13 protein-coding genes and 1 other annotated feature are annotated in these 17,878 nt (G+C 31.1%); of the genes, 2 read left to right on the forward strand and 11 right to left on the reverse strand.

Annotated elements, in window-relative coordinates:
- Positions 1–44: 44 nt before the first annotated feature.
- The 3 genes from MR285_RS02520 to MR285_RS02530 form a co-directional block, all read right to left on the reverse strand.
- Positions 45–2,744 (reverse strand): calcium-translocating P-type ATPase, SERCA-type, encoded by a 2,700-nt coding sequence (locus MR285_RS02520; RefSeq protein ID WP_293557701.1) that lies wholly within the window; start codon positions 2,742–2,744, stop codon positions 45–47.
- A gap of 205 nt (positions 2,745–2,949) precedes the next feature.
- Positions 2,950–4,236 carry a serine--tRNA ligase gene (serS, locus tag MR285_RS02525; RefSeq protein WP_075660225.1) on the reverse strand — a complete coding sequence of 429 codons (1,287 nt, stop codon included), beginning with the start codon at positions 4,234–4,236 and terminating at the stop codon, positions 2,950–2,952.
- 38 nt (positions 4,237–4,274) lie between these two features.
- Positions 4,275–4,437, reverse strand: a binding site (T-box leader).
- A 274-nt stretch (positions 4,438–4,711) separates the two neighbouring features.
- Positions 4,712–4,834, reverse strand: a complete 123-nt coding sequence (locus tag MR285_RS02530; RefSeq protein WP_268875154.1) for a hypothetical protein — start codon at positions 4,832–4,834, stop codon at positions 4,712–4,714.
- Positions 4,835–4,937: 103 nt separating this feature from the next.
- Here MR285_RS02530 and MR285_RS02535 point away from each other — a divergent pair, with 103 nt between their 5' ends.
- Entirely contained in the window at positions 4,938–5,849 is a 912-nt protein-coding gene (locus MR285_RS02535) for an AAA family ATPase (protein ID WP_293557707.1), read from the forward strand.
- Positions 5,839–7,554, forward strand: coding sequence for a hypothetical protein (locus MR285_RS02540; RefSeq protein ID WP_293557709.1), 1,716 nt, complete (start codon positions 5,839–5,841; stop codon positions 7,552–7,554). The genes MR285_RS02535 and MR285_RS02540 overlap by 11 nt, the downstream gene beginning before the upstream one ends.
- A 197-nt stretch (positions 7,555–7,751) precedes the next feature.
- Here the strand turns inward: MR285_RS02540 and MR285_RS02545 are convergent, their stop codons facing one another.
- The 8 genes from MR285_RS02545 to MR285_RS02580 form a co-directional block, all read right to left on the reverse strand.
- Positions 7,752–8,933, reverse strand: coding sequence for a pyridoxal phosphate-dependent aminotransferase (locus MR285_RS02545; RefSeq protein WP_293557711.1), 1,182 nt, complete (start codon positions 8,931–8,933; stop codon positions 7,752–7,754).
- A 10-nt stretch (positions 8,934–8,943) separates the two neighbouring features.
- Entirely contained in the window at positions 8,944–9,900 is a 957-nt protein-coding gene (locus MR285_RS02550; RefSeq protein WP_293557713.1) for a threonine/serine dehydratase, read from the reverse strand.
- Between the two features lie 151 nt (positions 9,901–10,051).
- The gene (locus MR285_RS02555) at positions 10,052–11,230 is read right to left on the reverse strand and encodes a M20 family metallopeptidase (protein WP_293557715.1); all 1,179 of its coding nucleotides are present in this window, start codon (positions 11,228–11,230) and stop codon (positions 10,052–10,054) included.
- A 1-nt stretch (position 11,231) separates the two neighbouring features.
- Positions 11,232–12,632: an amidohydrolase gene (locus MR285_RS02560; protein WP_293557717.1), complete on the reverse strand. Its 1,401-nt coding sequence runs from the start codon at positions 12,630–12,632 to the stop codon at positions 11,232–11,234.
- 34 nt (positions 12,633–12,666) lie between these two features.
- Complete coding sequence (locus MR285_RS02565) at positions 12,667–14,037, reverse strand: sodium/glutamate symporter (RefSeq protein ID WP_293557718.1); 1,371 nt, start codon at positions 14,035–14,037, stop codon at positions 12,667–12,669.
- A gap of 1,046 nt (positions 14,038–15,083) precedes the next feature.
- Positions 15,084–16,208: a hypothetical protein gene (locus tag MR285_RS02570; RefSeq protein WP_293557719.1), complete on the reverse strand. Its 1,125-nt coding sequence runs from the start codon at positions 16,206–16,208 to the stop codon at positions 15,084–15,086.
- Positions 16,209–16,281: 73 nt separating this feature from the next.
- A complete protein-coding gene (locus tag MR285_RS02575; RefSeq protein ID WP_293557720.1) occupies positions 16,282–17,187 on the reverse strand; it encodes a dihydroorotate dehydrogenase in 906 nt (301 codons plus the stop codon).
- Positions 17,177–17,878: a dihydroorotate dehydrogenase electron transfer subunit gene (locus MR285_RS02580; RefSeq protein WP_293557722.1), complete on the reverse strand. Its 702-nt coding sequence runs from the start codon at positions 17,876–17,878 to the stop codon at positions 17,177–17,179. Before MR285_RS02580 ends, MR285_RS02575 begins: the two co-directional genes overlap by 11 nt.

Raw genomic sequence — 17,878 nt, forward strand, 5'->3', positions numbered from 1 at the left:
ATTTCAATGTCGGCTTTTCATTATAAATTTTATTTAATAATAAATTATTTATTTTTCCTAAATCTTACTTTCTTTTGGATTTCTCCTGCTAAAAGTGGTATTACTGCTGAGCCAAGCACTACTGCAATTTCTCTTGGTCCTAAATCCATTAGTCCAAAGGCATCGTTTAACACTGGCACATAGATTACTACTAGCATCAATAAGAAAGAAAATGCTGTTGCCATTACTAATTTTTTATTTGTGAATACTCCAATTTCAAAAACAGTCTTGTCTATTGATCTTGCCGTATAGGATCTAAGAAGTTCACAAATTATTAGTGATGAAAATGCCATTGTCCTTGCGTGGTGAAGTCCTTCACCTAATCCATACCATTTTAAGCCAATAAAATATGCAAGAAGTGTTGCAACTGTTATTGCAATAGATTGAATTGCAACTGTTATTTTTATTTCTGTGTCTAGGATTGGTTCGTCAGGGTCGCGCGGTTTTTCCTTCATTATGTCAGCTTCTCCTCTTTCAACTCCAAGAGCTAAGGCTGGAAAAGAATCTGTTACAAGATTAAGCCAAAGAAGTTGAATTGGAATAAGCGGCACTGGCAAGTTCATCAATATAGAAATTAAAACTATTAACACTTCTCCCAAGTTGCATGAAAGTAAATATGCCACAAATTTTTTAATATTGGAATAAATAATTCGTCCTTCTTCAACTGCATTTACAATAGTTGCAAAGTTGTCATCTGTCAAAATTACTTCTGCTGTGTTTTTAGCGACATCTGTCCCTGTAATTCCCATTGCAATGCCAATGTCTGCCTTTTTAATTGCTGGTGCGTCATTTACACCATCGCCTGTCATAGCTGCTATATGTCCATTTTGTTTCAAGGCGGTTACTATTTGAACTTTGTTTTCTGGAGAAACTCTCGTAAAGACAGATTTTTTCTTTACTATTTCTCGAAGTTCTGCTTCAGACATTTCATTTAATTCTCTACCCATTATTGCTTCATCATCTGATTTTGCAATACCAAGGTCCTTTGCAATTGCAAGACCTGTTTCAAGATAATCGCCTGTAATCATAATTGGTCTTATACCTGCACTTCTACATTCTTTTATTGCATCCTTAACTTCTGGTCTTGATGGGTCAATCATTCCAGTAAGTCCAACGAAGACCATATCCTTTTCAACAACTTCAGATGTAAGTTCACTTGGAAGAGTTTTGTGTTTTCTATAAGCATAACCTAAACATCTAAGAGCGGATCTTGCAAATTCTGAATTTTTATCTAAAACTTCTTTTTTAAGTTTATCGTCTAGTTCAACTTCTTCTCCGCCAATTAAAATTTTACTACATCTATCTAATACTACATCAGGTGCACCCTTTGTAAAAGATGTGATTTCGTCAAAAATTTTGTCATGAAAAGTTGTCATCATCTTTCTATCTGAATCAAAGGGAATTTCTTCCAGCCTATCAAATTTTTTATAAAGATTTTCTAATCCATTTCCTGCTTTTTCTGCAAAAGTAAGGAGCGCACCTTCAGTTGGATCTCCTGTAATGGATGCTTCGCTGCCCTTCACCTTTAATTTTGCATCATTAGTAAGAGCTGCAATTGATGATAAAATTTTTAAGTTTTCATCATCTTCTATTGTAACTACCTCTTCTTTTTTAGTTACATCTCCTTCTGGGACATAGCCAGTTCCTGAAACATCATAAACATTTCCGTCGGTAAAAACTTTTACAACTGTCATTTCATTTTGCGTTAGAGTACCAGTTTTGTCGGAACAAATTACTGTAGTTGTTCCAAGAGTTTCAACTGCCAAAAGTTTTTTGACAATGGCATTTTTTTCTGCCATCTTGCCCATGCCAATTGAAAGTACAATTGTTACTATGGCAGGTAAGCCTTCAGGCACGGCTGCAACTGCAAGTGAAATTGCTGTCATAAACATATCTAGTGGATCATGTTTATATAAAAGTCCAACAGCCATTACAACTGCACAGATTACTATTACCAAAATGCCAAGAGTTTTTGAAAGTTTTGCAAGTTTTCTTTGCAAGGGTGTTTGTTCTTCTCCTACCGTTGCAATTGAAGTTGCAATCTTGCCAATCTCTGTATTGTGTCCAGTTTCAATAACTACTCCCATTCCTCTACCGTAAGTTACAATTGTTGAAGAATAAGCTAAGTTTTCTCTATCTCCAATTTCCATTTTTCCACTATATATTGCGTCATAGTGTTTCTCCACAGCAACAGATTCTCCAGTAAGTGATGATTCGTCGACTTTTAAATTTGATGATTCTATAAGCCTTAAATCTGCTGGAACAATATCTCCTGTTTCAAGGACAATAATATCTCCTGGAACTAATTTATTTGAATCAACTTCTTCATGTTCGCCATCTCTTATTACCTTTGCCTTTGGCGAAGACATCTTTTGTAGTGCTTCAATGGCTTCTTCTGCTTTTCCCTCTTGATAAATTGAAAGAAAGGCATTTACAATTACAATTGCAATGATAATTCCAGCATCAAGGGCTTCTCCTACAAAAACAGATACAATTGCTGCTGCAATTAAAATAATTATCATTGGGTCTAGGATTTGCTCCTTTAGCTTTTCTCCAAAGGATTTTTTCTTTTCTGCCTCAAGTGCATTTTCTCCATACTCTTGCAATCTGTTTTGAGCTTCTTCATGAGATAGTCCCTTCTCTTTTGTTGTCGAGAGATTTTTCAAGGTCTCATCTGGCGACTGATTATACCAATTTTTTTCCATAATTCCTCCTTATAATTTCATATAAAATAAAAAAAGAGACCGATTGTTACATCGGTCTCACATACTTAATACTAAGCTTTCCAGCCGGGCAATGCCGTAATGACGACTGAAAATTTAAAAGTTACTCCCCTAAGTGAATAAATTATATCAAATTATTTTGCCTAAAACAATCTAAGTTAATATTACCCAAAAATATTCTCTTAAATTATTTTTTTGGAACAATCTTTTCCTTTCCGCCCATATACATTTGAAGTGGTTTTGGAATTTTTACACTGCCATCTTCTTGTAGAAGATTTTCTAAGAAGGCAATTAACATTCTTGGCGGTGCAACAACTGTGTTGTTCAAAGTATGTGCAAGATATGTTCCATTTTTACCACGAAGTTTAATATTAAGTCTTCTTGCTTGTGCATCTCCAAGATTTGAACAAGATCCAACTTCAAAGTATTTATTTTGTCTTGGAGAGAAGGCTTCAACGTCAAGAGATTTTACCTTTAAATCTGCCAAGTCGCCAGAACAACATTCAAGAGTTCTTACAGGAATTTCTAATGAACGGAAGAAGTCCACTGTATTTTGCCATAATTTTACAAACCAATCCTTTGAATCTTCGGGCTTGCAAATTACAACCATCTCTTGCTTTTCAAATTGGTGAATTCTATAAACTCCTCTTTCTTCTATTCCATGAGCTCCAACTTCTTTTCTAAAACATGGAGAATAAGAAGTTAATGCAAGTGGCATATCTTCTTCTGGAGTAATTGTATTAATAAATTTACCAATCATTGAGTGTTCTGATGTACCAATTAGATAAAGGTCTTCTCCTTCAATCTTATACATCATATTTTCCATTTCAGCAAAACTCATTACACCAGTAACAACATCTGAACGAATCATAAATGGTGGAATGTGATATTCAAATCCACGATCGATCATAAAATCTCTTGCATAGGATAAAATTGCAGAGTGAAGTCTTGCAATATCGCCCTTTAAATAATAAAATCCTGCTCCTGATGTATTTCTAGCTGAATCTAAATCAATTCCATCAAAGGTTTCCATGATATCAACATGATAGGGTACTTCGTAATCCGGTATAACTGGTTCACCAAATCTTTCGATTTCCACATTTTCACTGTCGTCTTTTCCTATTGGCACTGAATCATCAATCATTTGTGGAATAATTTGCATCCTTTTTTTAAGTTCTTCGCCAAGATCTCTTTCAGCTGCTTCTAATTCTGTGATTTCTTTATTTATTTCAGCAACTCTTTTTTTAGCTTCTTCGGCTTTATCCTTTTCACCCTTTTGTATAAAGCTTCCTATTTCTTTTGAAGTTTGATTTTTTTCTGCACGAAGATTATCTCCCTTAGTTTTTGCTTCTCTAAGTTCTTCGTCGATTTTTATAACTTCATCAACTAGTGGAAGTTTCTCATCTTGGAATTTCTTTTTGATGTTTTCCTTAACTGCTTCTGGGTTTTCTCTTACAAATTTAATGTCTAACATAAATCCTCCCTTAAAATAAAAAAAAGCCCCTCAATCCCTAAAGGGACGAGAGACCCGCGTTGCCACCCTAATTAACCAAATGGTTCACTTAAAAATTCATAGACTATGAGGTGGATTCATTTTAAATGTTTACAGATTTGCACCAACCACCTGCTCTCTAAAAAACTTTTTAAAATTACTATTCTCAATTATCGCCTTTTTTAGTTTTTAATATTATACCACAAGAAAAAATAAGTTCAAGTCTTTAGCGTGTAAAGTAAAGTCAACTAATTAAATAATACTATGTTAAAAGATTATGAATCAAAATATTTCTTTGTTAATAAAAATAATCGTTGATATTTTGAACCTAGTTATAAATCCTAACATTTACAATATCTTACAACCTTGTAAAATTAAATATTTAAAATAACTAATTATCATAAAAAAGTTATAGTAAAATTAAAACATTTCCATTGTCATATATTTAATTTTTAGTTCATCTATTGTTTTTTATATATTTTATTAAGGCAATTATTGCCAATATTATAAGGACAAAAACTGCAACAAAAAATCCAAAACCTATTATTAAACTTATTATAGATTTAGACACACAAGCCATAATAATCCCCCTTTTATTTCATTATATCATAGAAAAATTTTTAACAAATTATTATTTAAGATAAAATTTTTTCTTTTTGTTATAATATGCTAGAGGTGATGAAATGAGAGAGTTCTTACTTTCACAAGGCGTTTCAGAAGATCTACTCAATGGAGTGGATGAATTTATAGAAAAACATGAATTAAATGAAGAATATAGATATAGAATTCCAAAAATTAAATATAAATACTATGGCAAAAAAACTTGGGAGAAGGCAATCGCAGCAATTTTATCTGGCGATAACATCCTTTTATCTGGACCAAAGGCAACGGGCAAAAATGTTTTAGCAGAAAATCTTGCCTATCTTTTTAAGAGACCTCTTTGGACGATTTCTCTAAACATTGCATCAGACCCCTCAAGTCTTATTGGCTCTGATACTTTTAAAAATAATGAAGTTATCCTAAAAAAAGGACCAGTCTACGAAGCTGCCGAACAAGGTGGCTTTGCAGTATTTGACGAAATAAATATGGCAAAAAACGAAGCACTCTCTGTTGTGCATTCAACTCTTGATTACAGGAGAGTTATCGATGTTTCTGGTTATGGCAGACTAAACTTAAATGATGCAACGAGATTTATAGCAACAATGAATTACGGTTACATTGGCACTCGTGATTTAAACGAAGCCTTGGTATCAAGGTTTTTGGTAATTGATATGCCAACAATAGCAGAAAGCGATTTGGGAAAATTATTTAAAGAAAATACAAATTTAAATAAAAATGCAATAAAAATTTTCACAAAATTATTTTTGGACTTGCAAGAGAAATCCCTTAACTCAGAAATTTCTTCAAAGGCAATTGATCTTCGCGGACTTCTTTCTAGCATTGAACTTATGAATAAAGGATTAGACATTAGAGGTTCCCTTGAACTTGGAATTGTAGATAAAACCTTTGACTCCTACGAGAGAGAAATTGTTACAGATGTAATAGACACTCTCTTTGTAAAAAATATTGAAAGAGCTGATTTATTTGAAGGATAAAAATAGACTAAAAAATATATTTTGGACTGTTTCAGATCTTTATAACTTCGATATTTTTAAATTCTCGCTAAAACCAAAGGACTCCTACGAAGCTGCAATCCTTGGCTATGCGTCGAAATATTTTTATTTTTATACAATTGATGACTTTTTCAAAAGATATATAAATAATTTAAACAATAAAAAAGACTTTTGGGAAATTTCAAAACTAATTATTGAAAATATTTTTTCACATGAATTGATTTTAGAAAGACCTGGCACTTTGGATTTCAAAAAATCTCACGATGAAGAAATTTTAAAACACTTGAATAGACAAAAAATAATTTTAACAACAGAGTTAAAAATTGGATACATTAGAAAAGAAAGAGGAAAATTCCCAAAGGTTCAAAAAATTTTAGAAGAAATGTTAGATGAAATTTATGGTTTTAAAAGCTTAGACACATTTAAGTACCTAGAATTTTTAAAATATTTATTCAAAAAGTATTTTCACATTAACAAAAATCTTCCCAATGACATTGACGAAAGTTATGAGAAATTAAAAAAGGAAGCAAAGTCCAACTCTTCTTCAAATAACAATCGCCCTTACAAAAGAAAAAAATTTGTGGACAACACTTTTCTCGAAAGGTACAATATTGAATCTGCTGAGTTTACTTTCTTTAACGACGATTATAGAGATATAAATGTAAAAGAAGACAATTTTAAAAATAATTTTGGCGACCAAAATATTTACGACGCATTAGAAAAACACTATGGTATAGAAAAAATCAAAAGGCATACTGCCGATAAAATTGCGTCAAAAATCGCAACAGACATTCATAATGATATTAAAATTTATTTTCCCAGTGGCGAATTTAAAAATAAAAATTCCTACTTTGCCAAAGAAGAAAATAATAATTACCTAGAAAATTTAAAATTTTACGAAGACAACAAAATCCAAAACCAACGTGCAATTCGTGAACTTTCAAGCATAATAAAAAATTCTCTGCTGAGAGAATCTGAAGATGAAATTGCAAAATCAAATGAGGGAAAAATTATTGCCTCTGAAATTTGGAAATCAAAGGAACTTAGCGATTATAAAATTTTCAATAAAATAAATCACAAGGATTCCAACGAAATTTTTGTTGACATTCTGCTAGACTCCTCTGCATCCCAAAACAAAAGAAAAGAAATTGTAGCAACAGAAAGCTACATTATTGCAGAGTCTCTAACAAGCTTAAATATAAAAACTAGGATTTTTTCTTACAATAATTTTTACAATTATCTCGTTATAAAAAAATATAGAGATTACAATGACCCTCAAATTAAAAACATGAACATCTTTAAATATTCGCCAAGTGGATCTAATAGAGATGGTCTTGCAATAAAATTTATGCGATATTTAATTTCAAAAAATTACGATGCAAGGCGATTTTTAATAATTTTAACTGACGGACTTCCCTTTGACGAAATCGACATAGGAATTGTAGGCACATCAAAAATTCCTGGTGAAAATTATAAAGATGACGAAGCAGTCATGGACACATCAAAGGAAGTGCTATTGACAAGGTTAATGGGTATAAACACCTTTGGCGTGTTTACTGGCGAAGAATCGGAAAGCTTAAATATCAAAAAAATCTATGGCAATGACTACGCCTATATTACCGATATCGCAAGATTTCACAAAGTTGTCGGCATATTTTTAAAAACTTACGCAAATAAAATAGAGTAGGCTTCATGATGAAACCTACTCCTCTTTTATTCCCTTTGCTACATTAAATCCTGCCATGACTAAAATTATTGAATAAATCAATTTTAATAATAAGCTTCCTTTCGGAATCCTAGAAAGTAAAATTGACATTAATCCAAAGATAATTACATTTAAAATAATAGCAAAAATTCTTTTCACTTTTTTTATTTTAAACATTTTTATTTATTCATAAAATGCTTACAAGCTTTTTCCATTCTGTTTAGACCTTCAACAATGTCTTCGTAGCTACTTGCATAGGAAAATCTTATAAATCCTTCTCCTGCAGTTCCAAATACATCGCCTGGAACTACTGCAACACATAATTCATCAAGTAAATAATTGCAAAATTCTTCTGCACTAACTCCAACTCCCTTTATGTTAATAAAGGCATAAAAAGCTCCATCAGGATTATTTAGGCTAAGTCCATCTATGGAATTAACTTTCTCAACAATGTAATCACGTCTTCTCTTGTATTCATTCAACATTTCTTGTGAGCCTTCTCGTCCTTCTTTTAGAGCAGCAATGCCTGCGTGTTGCACAAAGGATGTTGCACAAGAAGTATTGTGTTGATGAATAATATTTAAAACTCTAATATATTCTTCTGGTGCTGCAATATACGCAAGTCGAAAACCAGTCATAGAATAAGTTTTTGAAAAACCATTAATAGTAATAGTTCTTTCTTTCATTCCATCAAAAGATGCAATAGAATAGTGTTTCTTAGTTCCGTAGACAATTTGTTCATAAATTTCATCAGAAATTACTAAAATATCTTTCTTTTTTGCAAAATCAGCAAGATTTTCTAAAGTTTCCTTTGAAAGCATAGATCCAATTGGATTTGATGGCGTAATAATTACAATTGCCTTAGTTTTTTCTGTAACAAGTTTTTCTAATTCATCAAAATTAATTTGAAAATCATTTTCTTCTGACAAACTATATCTAACTGGCACTGCTTTCATAATATGAGCAGCATTTACATAATTTGGCCAACATGGATTTGGAATTAGGATTTCATCGCCTTCTTCTAAAATTAATGAATAAGTATCAAAAATCGCTTCAGATGCACCTGCTGTTATTAGAATTTCCTTTGCAGAATAATCTAAGTTATTATCCTCTCTTAATTTTTCAGCAACAGCTTCTCTTAATGGCATAATTCCATAATTTGAAGTATAAAAAACATCTCCATTCTCAATACTTTTTATAGTTGCATCCTTTATGACCTTTGGCGTATCAAAATCAGGTCTTCCAACTTCAAAATGGTAGATTTTTTTCCCTTCTCTTTCCATTTCAAGAGTTTTTTCGTTAATTTTTCTAATTCCAGATGGCTCTACATTATTAAATTTACTACAAATAAAATCCCTCATAACTTCCTCCTTATGAATTAATTATTTTTTCAATTATGCTACCTTCCACATTGCCACCTGTGATAATTAAAACTAATTTATCTCTCTCGTCGTATTTTATTTTTCCTTCTAAAATAGCTCCAAGTCCAATAGCAGAAGATGGCTCAACAATTAACTTTTCTTTATTATACAACAAATCCAAAGCTTTTTTAATACTTTTATCTTCACAAGTTACAACATCATCAACCAAATCTCTTACAATAGGAAAAACACTTTCTCCAGGTTTAACTGATAACAAGCCATCTGCAAGAGTCTCACCTCTATTAACTTCAATTGGCTTTCCTTCCTTTAAAGAATTTGTATATCTCGCTACATTTTCTGGCTCAACACCAATTACCTTTGCCCATCTAGTTACTCCCTTAGTATACATAGCTATTCCGGAAATAAGTCCGCCGCCGCCAATAGGCACAATCATCTTCAAGTGATCCATTTTATTTAAAATTTCAACAGCAATGGTACCTTGACCTTCAGCAACATCTAAATCATCAAAGGGATGAATAAAAGTCATTCCTTCCTTTTCAGAAATTTCCTTTGCAACAACAAATCTTTTTTCCACAGTTGAAATAACAATTTCAGCTCCAAGATCTCTTATCATCTGCCTCTTTATATCAGTAGACGTATCTGGAAGAACAATCTTCGCAGGAATCCCTAGCATCTTTGCACAAGTCGCTATTGCCTTGCCATGATTGCCACTAGAAGCAGTAACAACTCCCCTTTGTAATTCTTCATGCGAAAGTTTTCTAATTTTATTTAGCGCCCCTCTTATTTTAAAAGAATTTGTTCTTTGCATATTTTCTAACTTTGCATAAACACTTGTGCCTAAAATTTCCGAAATATAATCAAGCCTTACAAGAGGTGTGTCGTAAACATAATCTCTTATTCGCTCTCTTGCCTTAATAGTTTGTTTATATCCATTTCTGTAATCCATTTTTTTCTCCTTTATAAAACACCTTAAATTCAATACTCTTTATTAAATTATAATATTCTATAGTAAATTTGTAAAATATAAGTGCTTTTATAAATTACATTAACAAAAAAGGTCTCCTTAGAGACCTAAAACTTTTTGAAAAAATAAAATATTAATTTTCATTCAAGAAGTTTAATGCAATTAAACACATAAGAGCAGCTCCCCTATATAATATATCTTCATTTAGATAGAATTTTTTGCTATGAAGAGGATAATTCTTTTCTCCTTCTTTTCCAATTCCTACCCAATAGAATGCTCCTTTAATTTTTTGAAGATAAAAAGCAAAATCTTCGGCTGTCATTGCCGGCTTATCAATTTCTAAAAGCGAATCTTCTCCAAATAAACCGACTACACTTTTCTTCACTAATTTCACGGAATTTTTTTCGTTCATAACAGCTGGATATCCAAATCCATAATTGTATTCACAATGTCCATGATTAACTTCAGCGATTGCTCTAGCAAGATTTCCCATATCTTTAAAGATTCTCATTCTATCTTCTTCTGAAAAAGTTCTACAAGTACCATCTATCAAAGCTTCTTCAGCCATTACATTATATCTAGTTCCGGCAATAAATTTTCCAACGGTTAAAACAGCAGAATTCATTGGATCTGTATTTCTTGAAATTAAAGTTTGCATAGCATTTACAAATTGAGAACCCATTACTATAGCATCAACACCTTCGTGAGGTTTTGCTGCGTGAGATGATGCTCCAATAAATTTTATTGTAAAGTGATCAGAATTTGCCATCATGGCTCCTTCTTTTATTGCAATTTTTCCAAAAGGTAGATCTGGCCAGACGTGAGAGCCAAAAATAGCATCAACATCATTTAATAATCCTGATTCCAAAATTTTAGGTGCTCCTCCAATTGGTGATAACTCTTCTGCTGGTTGAAATACAAGTTTTATTTTTCCCTTTATTTTATCTTTATTGTCATTTAATAATTTTGAAGCTCCTAGAAGAAAAGTCATATGTGAGTCGTGACCACAAGAATGCATTACATTTTTATTTTTTGATTTAAAACTTATATCCGTTTCTTCTTCCATTTCAAGTGCATCCATATCTGCCCTTAGCGCAACAACTTTTCCAGGCTCAGAACCGGTAATTTCTGCAATAATACCATGTCCACCTACTTCACTAGTGTAAGGAATTTTAAATTCATCAAGATATTTCATGATTATCTTTGAAGTTTCTAATTCGTTTTGTGACGTTTCTGCGTTCATGTGAAGTTCTCTTCGAATATCTACTAATAGTTTTTGATTTTCTTCTGACTTTTTTAAAATATCTTTCATGTTAAGCCATCCTTGGTTTTAATCCATCGGGTATTGGTGAAATAAATTTTTCTCCACGAACTTTTATAAGCTCTTCTTTTGCTTTTTTAACAAGTTCAGGATTTTCAATAAAACTAATAGCGGCTCTTGCCATTACATCAGCAGCCTTTAGCATACCTTTCATTGCTATGGAAGATTTTCCTTGAGCTACTTCTTGCCATGAATGACCAGCTGTCCCAATAGCAAAACAAGCTGTAATTATCTGTGCAGTTGGTATTACATTGGAACAATCGCCAACATCTGAAGAACCCATTACTATTTCATTAGAATGCTTGTAATCTAAAATTTTGTCATATAATATATTTTCCTTTAGATAATTTAATTCAGCATTTTTGTCTTCAGCAAAGCCAATTGTATTTTCACTTTCAATATTATCTTGAGGATAAGTTTCTCTAAATTTTCTTGCATAATTTATTTCTTCTTCTGTAAATTCAACTGGTCCTTCTTCTAAAAAAGCTTTATAAAGCTCTTTTTCAATTATAGAATTTGGAATTACATTGGAGCAAGCTTTGTCAAAAATTATTTCTGGTTCAGTTTCAGTCATAAGCCCTGCACCTTCAACAATTTTTTTAAATCTTTCGTAAAGTCTATTTACATATTCAGTATTTTTTGACCTAATTAGGTATAATCCTTCTGCATAGGGCTGAACTACATTTGGAGAAGCTGAACCTGGATCAATTATTGAGTAGTGAATTCTCTCAAAATCTTGCATATGTTCTCTTAAAAATTGAACTCCAATATTTACAAGTTCAAGTCCGTCAAGAGCAGATCTTCCAAGATGAGGTGATGCTGCAGCATGAGCTCCCTTCCCTCTAAATCTTACATAGACTTGTTTGTTAGCTTGTAGCGAACCAGTAAATATTGCATTTCCAGTAAAAGGATGCCACGTGATTGCAATATCAGCAACATCAAAACAGCCAGCCTTTGCCATAAATGCCTTTCCACTTCCACCTTCTTCAGCTGGACAACCAAAGTAAATTACTTTAGCTTTTAGATTATTTTTTTCTATATAATCTTTAATCTTTAAGGAAGCACCAATAGATGCAGTTCCCAAAAGATGATGACCACATCCATGACCACATTCTCCCTTTACCTTTTCTTTTCTCTCAGCCAAGTCTTCAACCTGAGAAAGACCAGATAGTGCGTCAAACTCACCCAAAATTCCAATATTTATTCCGCCTTCATCGCCAAACTCTGCGCTAAATGCAGTTGGCAAATCAGCTAGATTTTCTTTTATCTTAAATCCATATTTTTTTAAAATTTCTTTTTGAGCTTCAACAGATTTATATTCTTTCCACTTAATTTCCGCAAATTCCCAAATGTTTTTAGCAAGTTTAATAAGTTCGTCATTATATTTATCCATATCATTCTCCTTAAAATTTTACTAGTTCAATTTATCAATCTTTTAAAAGTAATTTAGATGAAGTCATTGTTGCTATTATTCCAACAACTGTTAAAACAGAAGTTAATATAAATGCAGTTCCTGGTCCCTTAGTTAATATTATGTTTAATACTAATGGCATAAAAGCAAATGTAACCGCCGAAATTATTGAGAAGGAAATTGAATAATTTCCAAGTGCAGTACTTTCAGAATCAGGGTCACAAATCTTTAATAATAATAGTCCTGTCAAAAATACACCAGTGCTCATTCCAAGAGTTGCTATCATATGTTCAAACCAATCAACTTTTAAATATCTCTTACATAAGATCATAAGGATACCTACAGTACCAATATATCCTAAGATTACCATTACCATTATTGGAACAAAATATGTGAAAACCGTCTTAAGTGGAAGTGAAGCTACCGCCCCAATAACTGCAAATTCAGTAAGTGAACCTGTTATTTTTCCCTTAACATTAGAATCAATTAAAAAATCTAAATTTAATTTTTTGATAATTGCCCAAATAACAAACATTACTAAAATTCCATATGCCCAAACTGAAATAGATTTTAGACCTGGAATATTATATTTTTTAGATAATGCTAAAATTCCATAAGCAATTAGACAACCTAAAAAAATTATTGCAGCGTGAAAAGTTACTGTATCCATAGATGCAGATTTTGTCGTTTCTCTACCAATAGAACCTTGTTTTGTTACATCTCTTTCATAACCTATTTTAACATCCCTTGGAATATCTCCTGGCTCCCTTAATATTGCAGTTTCTCCTCTTCTAGCTGCCCAGTTAATTAAAACCATACCTATTAAAATACCGCCAACAAGACCAAAAGTTGCCATTGTAACTCCCACTCCTTGAGCAGTTTCCCAATAAGGAATATTTAGTTCATTAAGCATATTTCCAAGAATACCTGCAGTTCCGTGACCACCAGTATAACCTATACATAATTCCCAACCAAATGTGTCGTATAAATCTTGACCCATTGATCTAAATAATTCATTTGTACCAAATCCAATTGCATTTTGAAGATAATAAGTAGCAAACATTATAAAGAATAATGGTATTGCCGGTTTAAACTTTTTCACTGCATTCTTTCCACCAAGATCTAAACCAAGTGGTGTCGCAGTAACAACTGGCACAATTAAAATACCAGGAATAAGTGACCAAATTTTAATCCAATCTTCTGGTATTGGAAGTATTCCAAAACCAATAGGTCCAAGTAATAAAAGTATGAAACCACCAATTACACTTGCTGGTATAAATGTTTCTTGAAATGCTTTAACCTTTGCTCTCAGAAAAAATCCTATTAATAAAAATAGTGATAGAAAGCATACACTTTGAAATAATGTTGTAAACATAGCGCCTGTCATAATAAATCATCCTCCTTTGAAATTTTTTCATAATTTTAACTGCTGCAACAAAAGTTCTTGAAATCTTTGCATTTTCTTTCTTAATAGTTTGTTAAAAATGAATTTACAAAATCTAAATAGTTTTGCAATAATACATTATTTATAAGTATTTCTAATATAATTTGATATCTGACTAATTAATATTAAATTTTCATATTTGTAAATATAACCCACTGCTGATAGTTTATAGAATTGCAAAAGATAAGAAAAAATCTTTAACTATATGATAATTAGCTTTGAAAGCTAATTTAAAACAAAAAACAGTTATAAGTATACATTTACTAATTGTCAACAAAAAGTTTTCGTTCTTCTTGCTTTTAGTATACCTGTATGTACTCTTTTTAATAAAAATCTGTTAAAAAACCATTCCCATAATAATATTTATGTCAGACATTAATGCTCAAATAATTCTTAATGTTAAATTTATAAAAAGTTATCAAATTTAATAAATCAAGATATTTATAATTAAAGTCAACTGTCTTAAACTTATAATGAAATTAACTTTCTACTTAAAATATAAATCATGATCTTTGTACTCAAATTATTTGTACAATATTATAATAAAACCAATTATAACAAAACTAATAAACTATATAAAAATAACATAGTATTTTATTACTAAATTAATCTTATTTTGGGAAATATTTAGCTCCTTTGTTTTTTTGTTTTGAAAAGATAGACATACCAAAAGGTAATAACGAAATACTTATCAATAGATAAAATGCTTTAATTTGAAATTCATAATAAATCTATAAAATCATCTCCTTAATTAATATTTATTATCTCAATAAATTTTCCCTAAAATTTTTACTAGATAATATGCTAATATTATATCGGAATTTCACTAAAATTAAAACAATATTTTACCAAAATAAATTATTAATTCATTTTAAATAATAGTTTTGCTCTTTTTATCGAAATTTCACTAAAGTAAAAATCTCGACTTGCGTCGAGATTGATTTATACCAAATATTTACTTTTTAATAAGTATATTATCTTTTTAAATTTTATTTGCTTTTTAGTCTATCTATTTCCTTGTTTAAACTGTCAATTTTATTGGACATTTTTGTTATTTGTTCTTTTAAGTCCTTTACATCTTCTTTGCTTGATGGTTCTACAAAATTCATATAATCCATATTTATTTTAAATAATTCTTCTCGAAGTGCTTTTGTCTCTTCTTCTGCTTTTTTGTAAATTTCTTTAAATTTATCTACATCAAATAATTTTTTGTATTGTTCCTTTGTTTTTTCTTCAAAGAAGTCATAAACTTCTTGCGGATCTTTCTTTTGTGCTAGTTCTTCCAAATCACTTCTATATTTTTCAAAAGTAAATTCAGAAATTTTTGCGATTTCAACATAAATATCTTTGTAATAGCTAAGATAAACTTCAAAATACTTCATGGATTTTTCTATGAAAGCTTTTTGAAATTTCAAAACTTCTGAAGTGCTTGCAAAATAATTATTGTCGCCAAATAACTTTTCATATTCTTCCAAATTTTCTAGCATTTGATTGGAAAATTTTTCCATATTTTTGAAATAATCAATTTTACCAAAGAATCCTTCAGTCATAAAAGGCATATTTCCAAATTTGGGAATCATGAAGTTAAAGTTGCCAAAAACTTTTTGGTTAAAGTCCATAATTTCTTTTGCTCTTTCTCTCATAGATTCTGGCATAAAAATATTCATATAATTTTCTTGGTATTTATTGTAACTATTAAATAGTTCTTTGGCTGCACTACTATAATCTTCCATAAATTTTCCATTTGCACTTAGCATTGGAAAATAATTTTTAAAATTATTCATAAAATCGCTGTAAACTTTACTTGGTTCTCTTAAATTATCGGCGAAAAATTTTTGAAAATTCATAAAATTTTCGAAATATGGATTAACTTCAAAAAGTCCCTTCATACTCTCACTAAAATTACCTTGAAAAGGGTTGAATTTTGTCACTTCGTCCATGTATTTTTTTGGGATATCATAAATATTATCCACCATCTTTTCATTTATTCTTGCCATTTCTCTAAAGTAATCTTCAAGACTTAATTTTTCCTTATCATTTTTTTCATTTCCCTGATTAAAAGATTTTAGTAAATTAATTTGAGCATCATATATATCTTTATATAAATTAAACATATTGGCACCCCCTTTATTGTACTAAATAGTTACCACAAAAAAAGACTTTCTAAACCCTAGAAAGCCTTTTTCTTTAAACTAATTTTTTAATGTAATCCTTTATATTTTTATTTTTCTCTTCTAAATATTTTTCGAGATCATTTATTATCTCTGCACCTGCATTTGGATTCATAAAATTATAAGTTCCAACTTCAACTGCTGTTGCTCCTGCCATTAAAAATTCAAGTACATCTTTATAATTTGTGATTCCACCCATTCCAATTATTGGAATGTCTACTGCTCTTGCTATTTGATGAACCATTCTCAGTGCAATTGGTTTTACTGCTGCACCTGAAAGCCCTGCATAAGTATTTTTGAATACAATTTCTTCTCTATCAAAGTCGATTGCCATTCCAAGAATTGTATTTATCAGCGATAGTCCCGTTGCACCTTCTGCTTCCACAGATTTTGCAATTCCCACAATATCGCCTGCATTTGGTGAAAGTTTTACAAAAACTTTTTTATTTGTTACTTTCATGACTTCTCTTACAACTTTTGCTGCTGATTCTTTATCCATTCCAAAAGCCATTCCGCCTTCTTTTACATTTGGACAAGAAATATTAAGTTCAATTGCTGCAAATTCATAGTCATTTAAGATTTTTGCAGATTCAATGTATTCTTCAATGGTGTTTCCACCTAAATTTACAAAAATTTCTGTACCTAGCTTTTGCATTGAATAAATTTTTTCTTTGACAAATTCTTCAACTCCAGGATTTTCAAGTCCAATGGAATTTAAAATTCCTGAAGGCGTCTCCCAAATTCTTATGCCTTCATTTCCTTTTTTTGGATGTCTCGTGATGCCCTTTGATGAAACTGCCCCAAGAATTTTTGGTTCGTAAAAAGTCTTAAATTCTTCACCGTAGCCATAGGTTCCACTTGCCATGATTATTGGATTTTTTAATTTTATGCCCGCTAAATTTATTTCCGTTCTAGAACTCAATTAAATCACTCCCGTCAAAAATAGGTCCTTCTTTACAAGATCTCTTTCTTCCCTCTTTTGTGTCGCAGCTGCAAGAAAGGCATGCACCAACGCCACATCCCATTCTCTTTTCGAGAGAAACGTAAGTTTTTATATCGTGAGCTTTGGCAAGTTCCACAACTTTTTTCATCATAATTTCTGGTCCACAAGCGTAGATTAATTTATGGCTTTCAAAATTAATAATATCGGTTATAAACCCGCCCTTTTTCACTTTTATGTCGCAATTTACATCTTCAAAGCACTTTTCAAGTTCAAGTTCTTCTCTCTCTCCAATGTATAGTGTAATTTTTGATTTGGGCTTTACTTTTTGAATTTCTTTAATTAAATAATGAAAAGGAGCAACTCCAACGCCACCGCCGACTAAAGCAACTTCATCGACATTTGTGTAAAAAATGTTTCCAAAGGGACCGTATAGTTTTATGGCGTCGCCTACTTTTAATTTTTCAAGAATTTCTGTGCCAATCCCCTTTTTTTCTATTAAAAAATCGACTCCATCTGTAAAATCGTAGACAGAAATTGGTCTAGAAAGTGTTGGGTAATTTTCCCAAGCTCTTAGCATAAAAAATTGTCCTGGATAAACTTTAATATCTAAATCCGTTCTAAGTATAAAATAATCTTTACATATACTTCTATTTTCTAAAATCTTTGCCAT

The sequence above is a fragment of the Peptoniphilus sp. genome (genome assembly GCF_022767005.1).
Classification (GTDB): Bacteria; Bacillota; Clostridia; order Tissierellales; family Peptoniphilaceae; genus Peptoniphilus_A.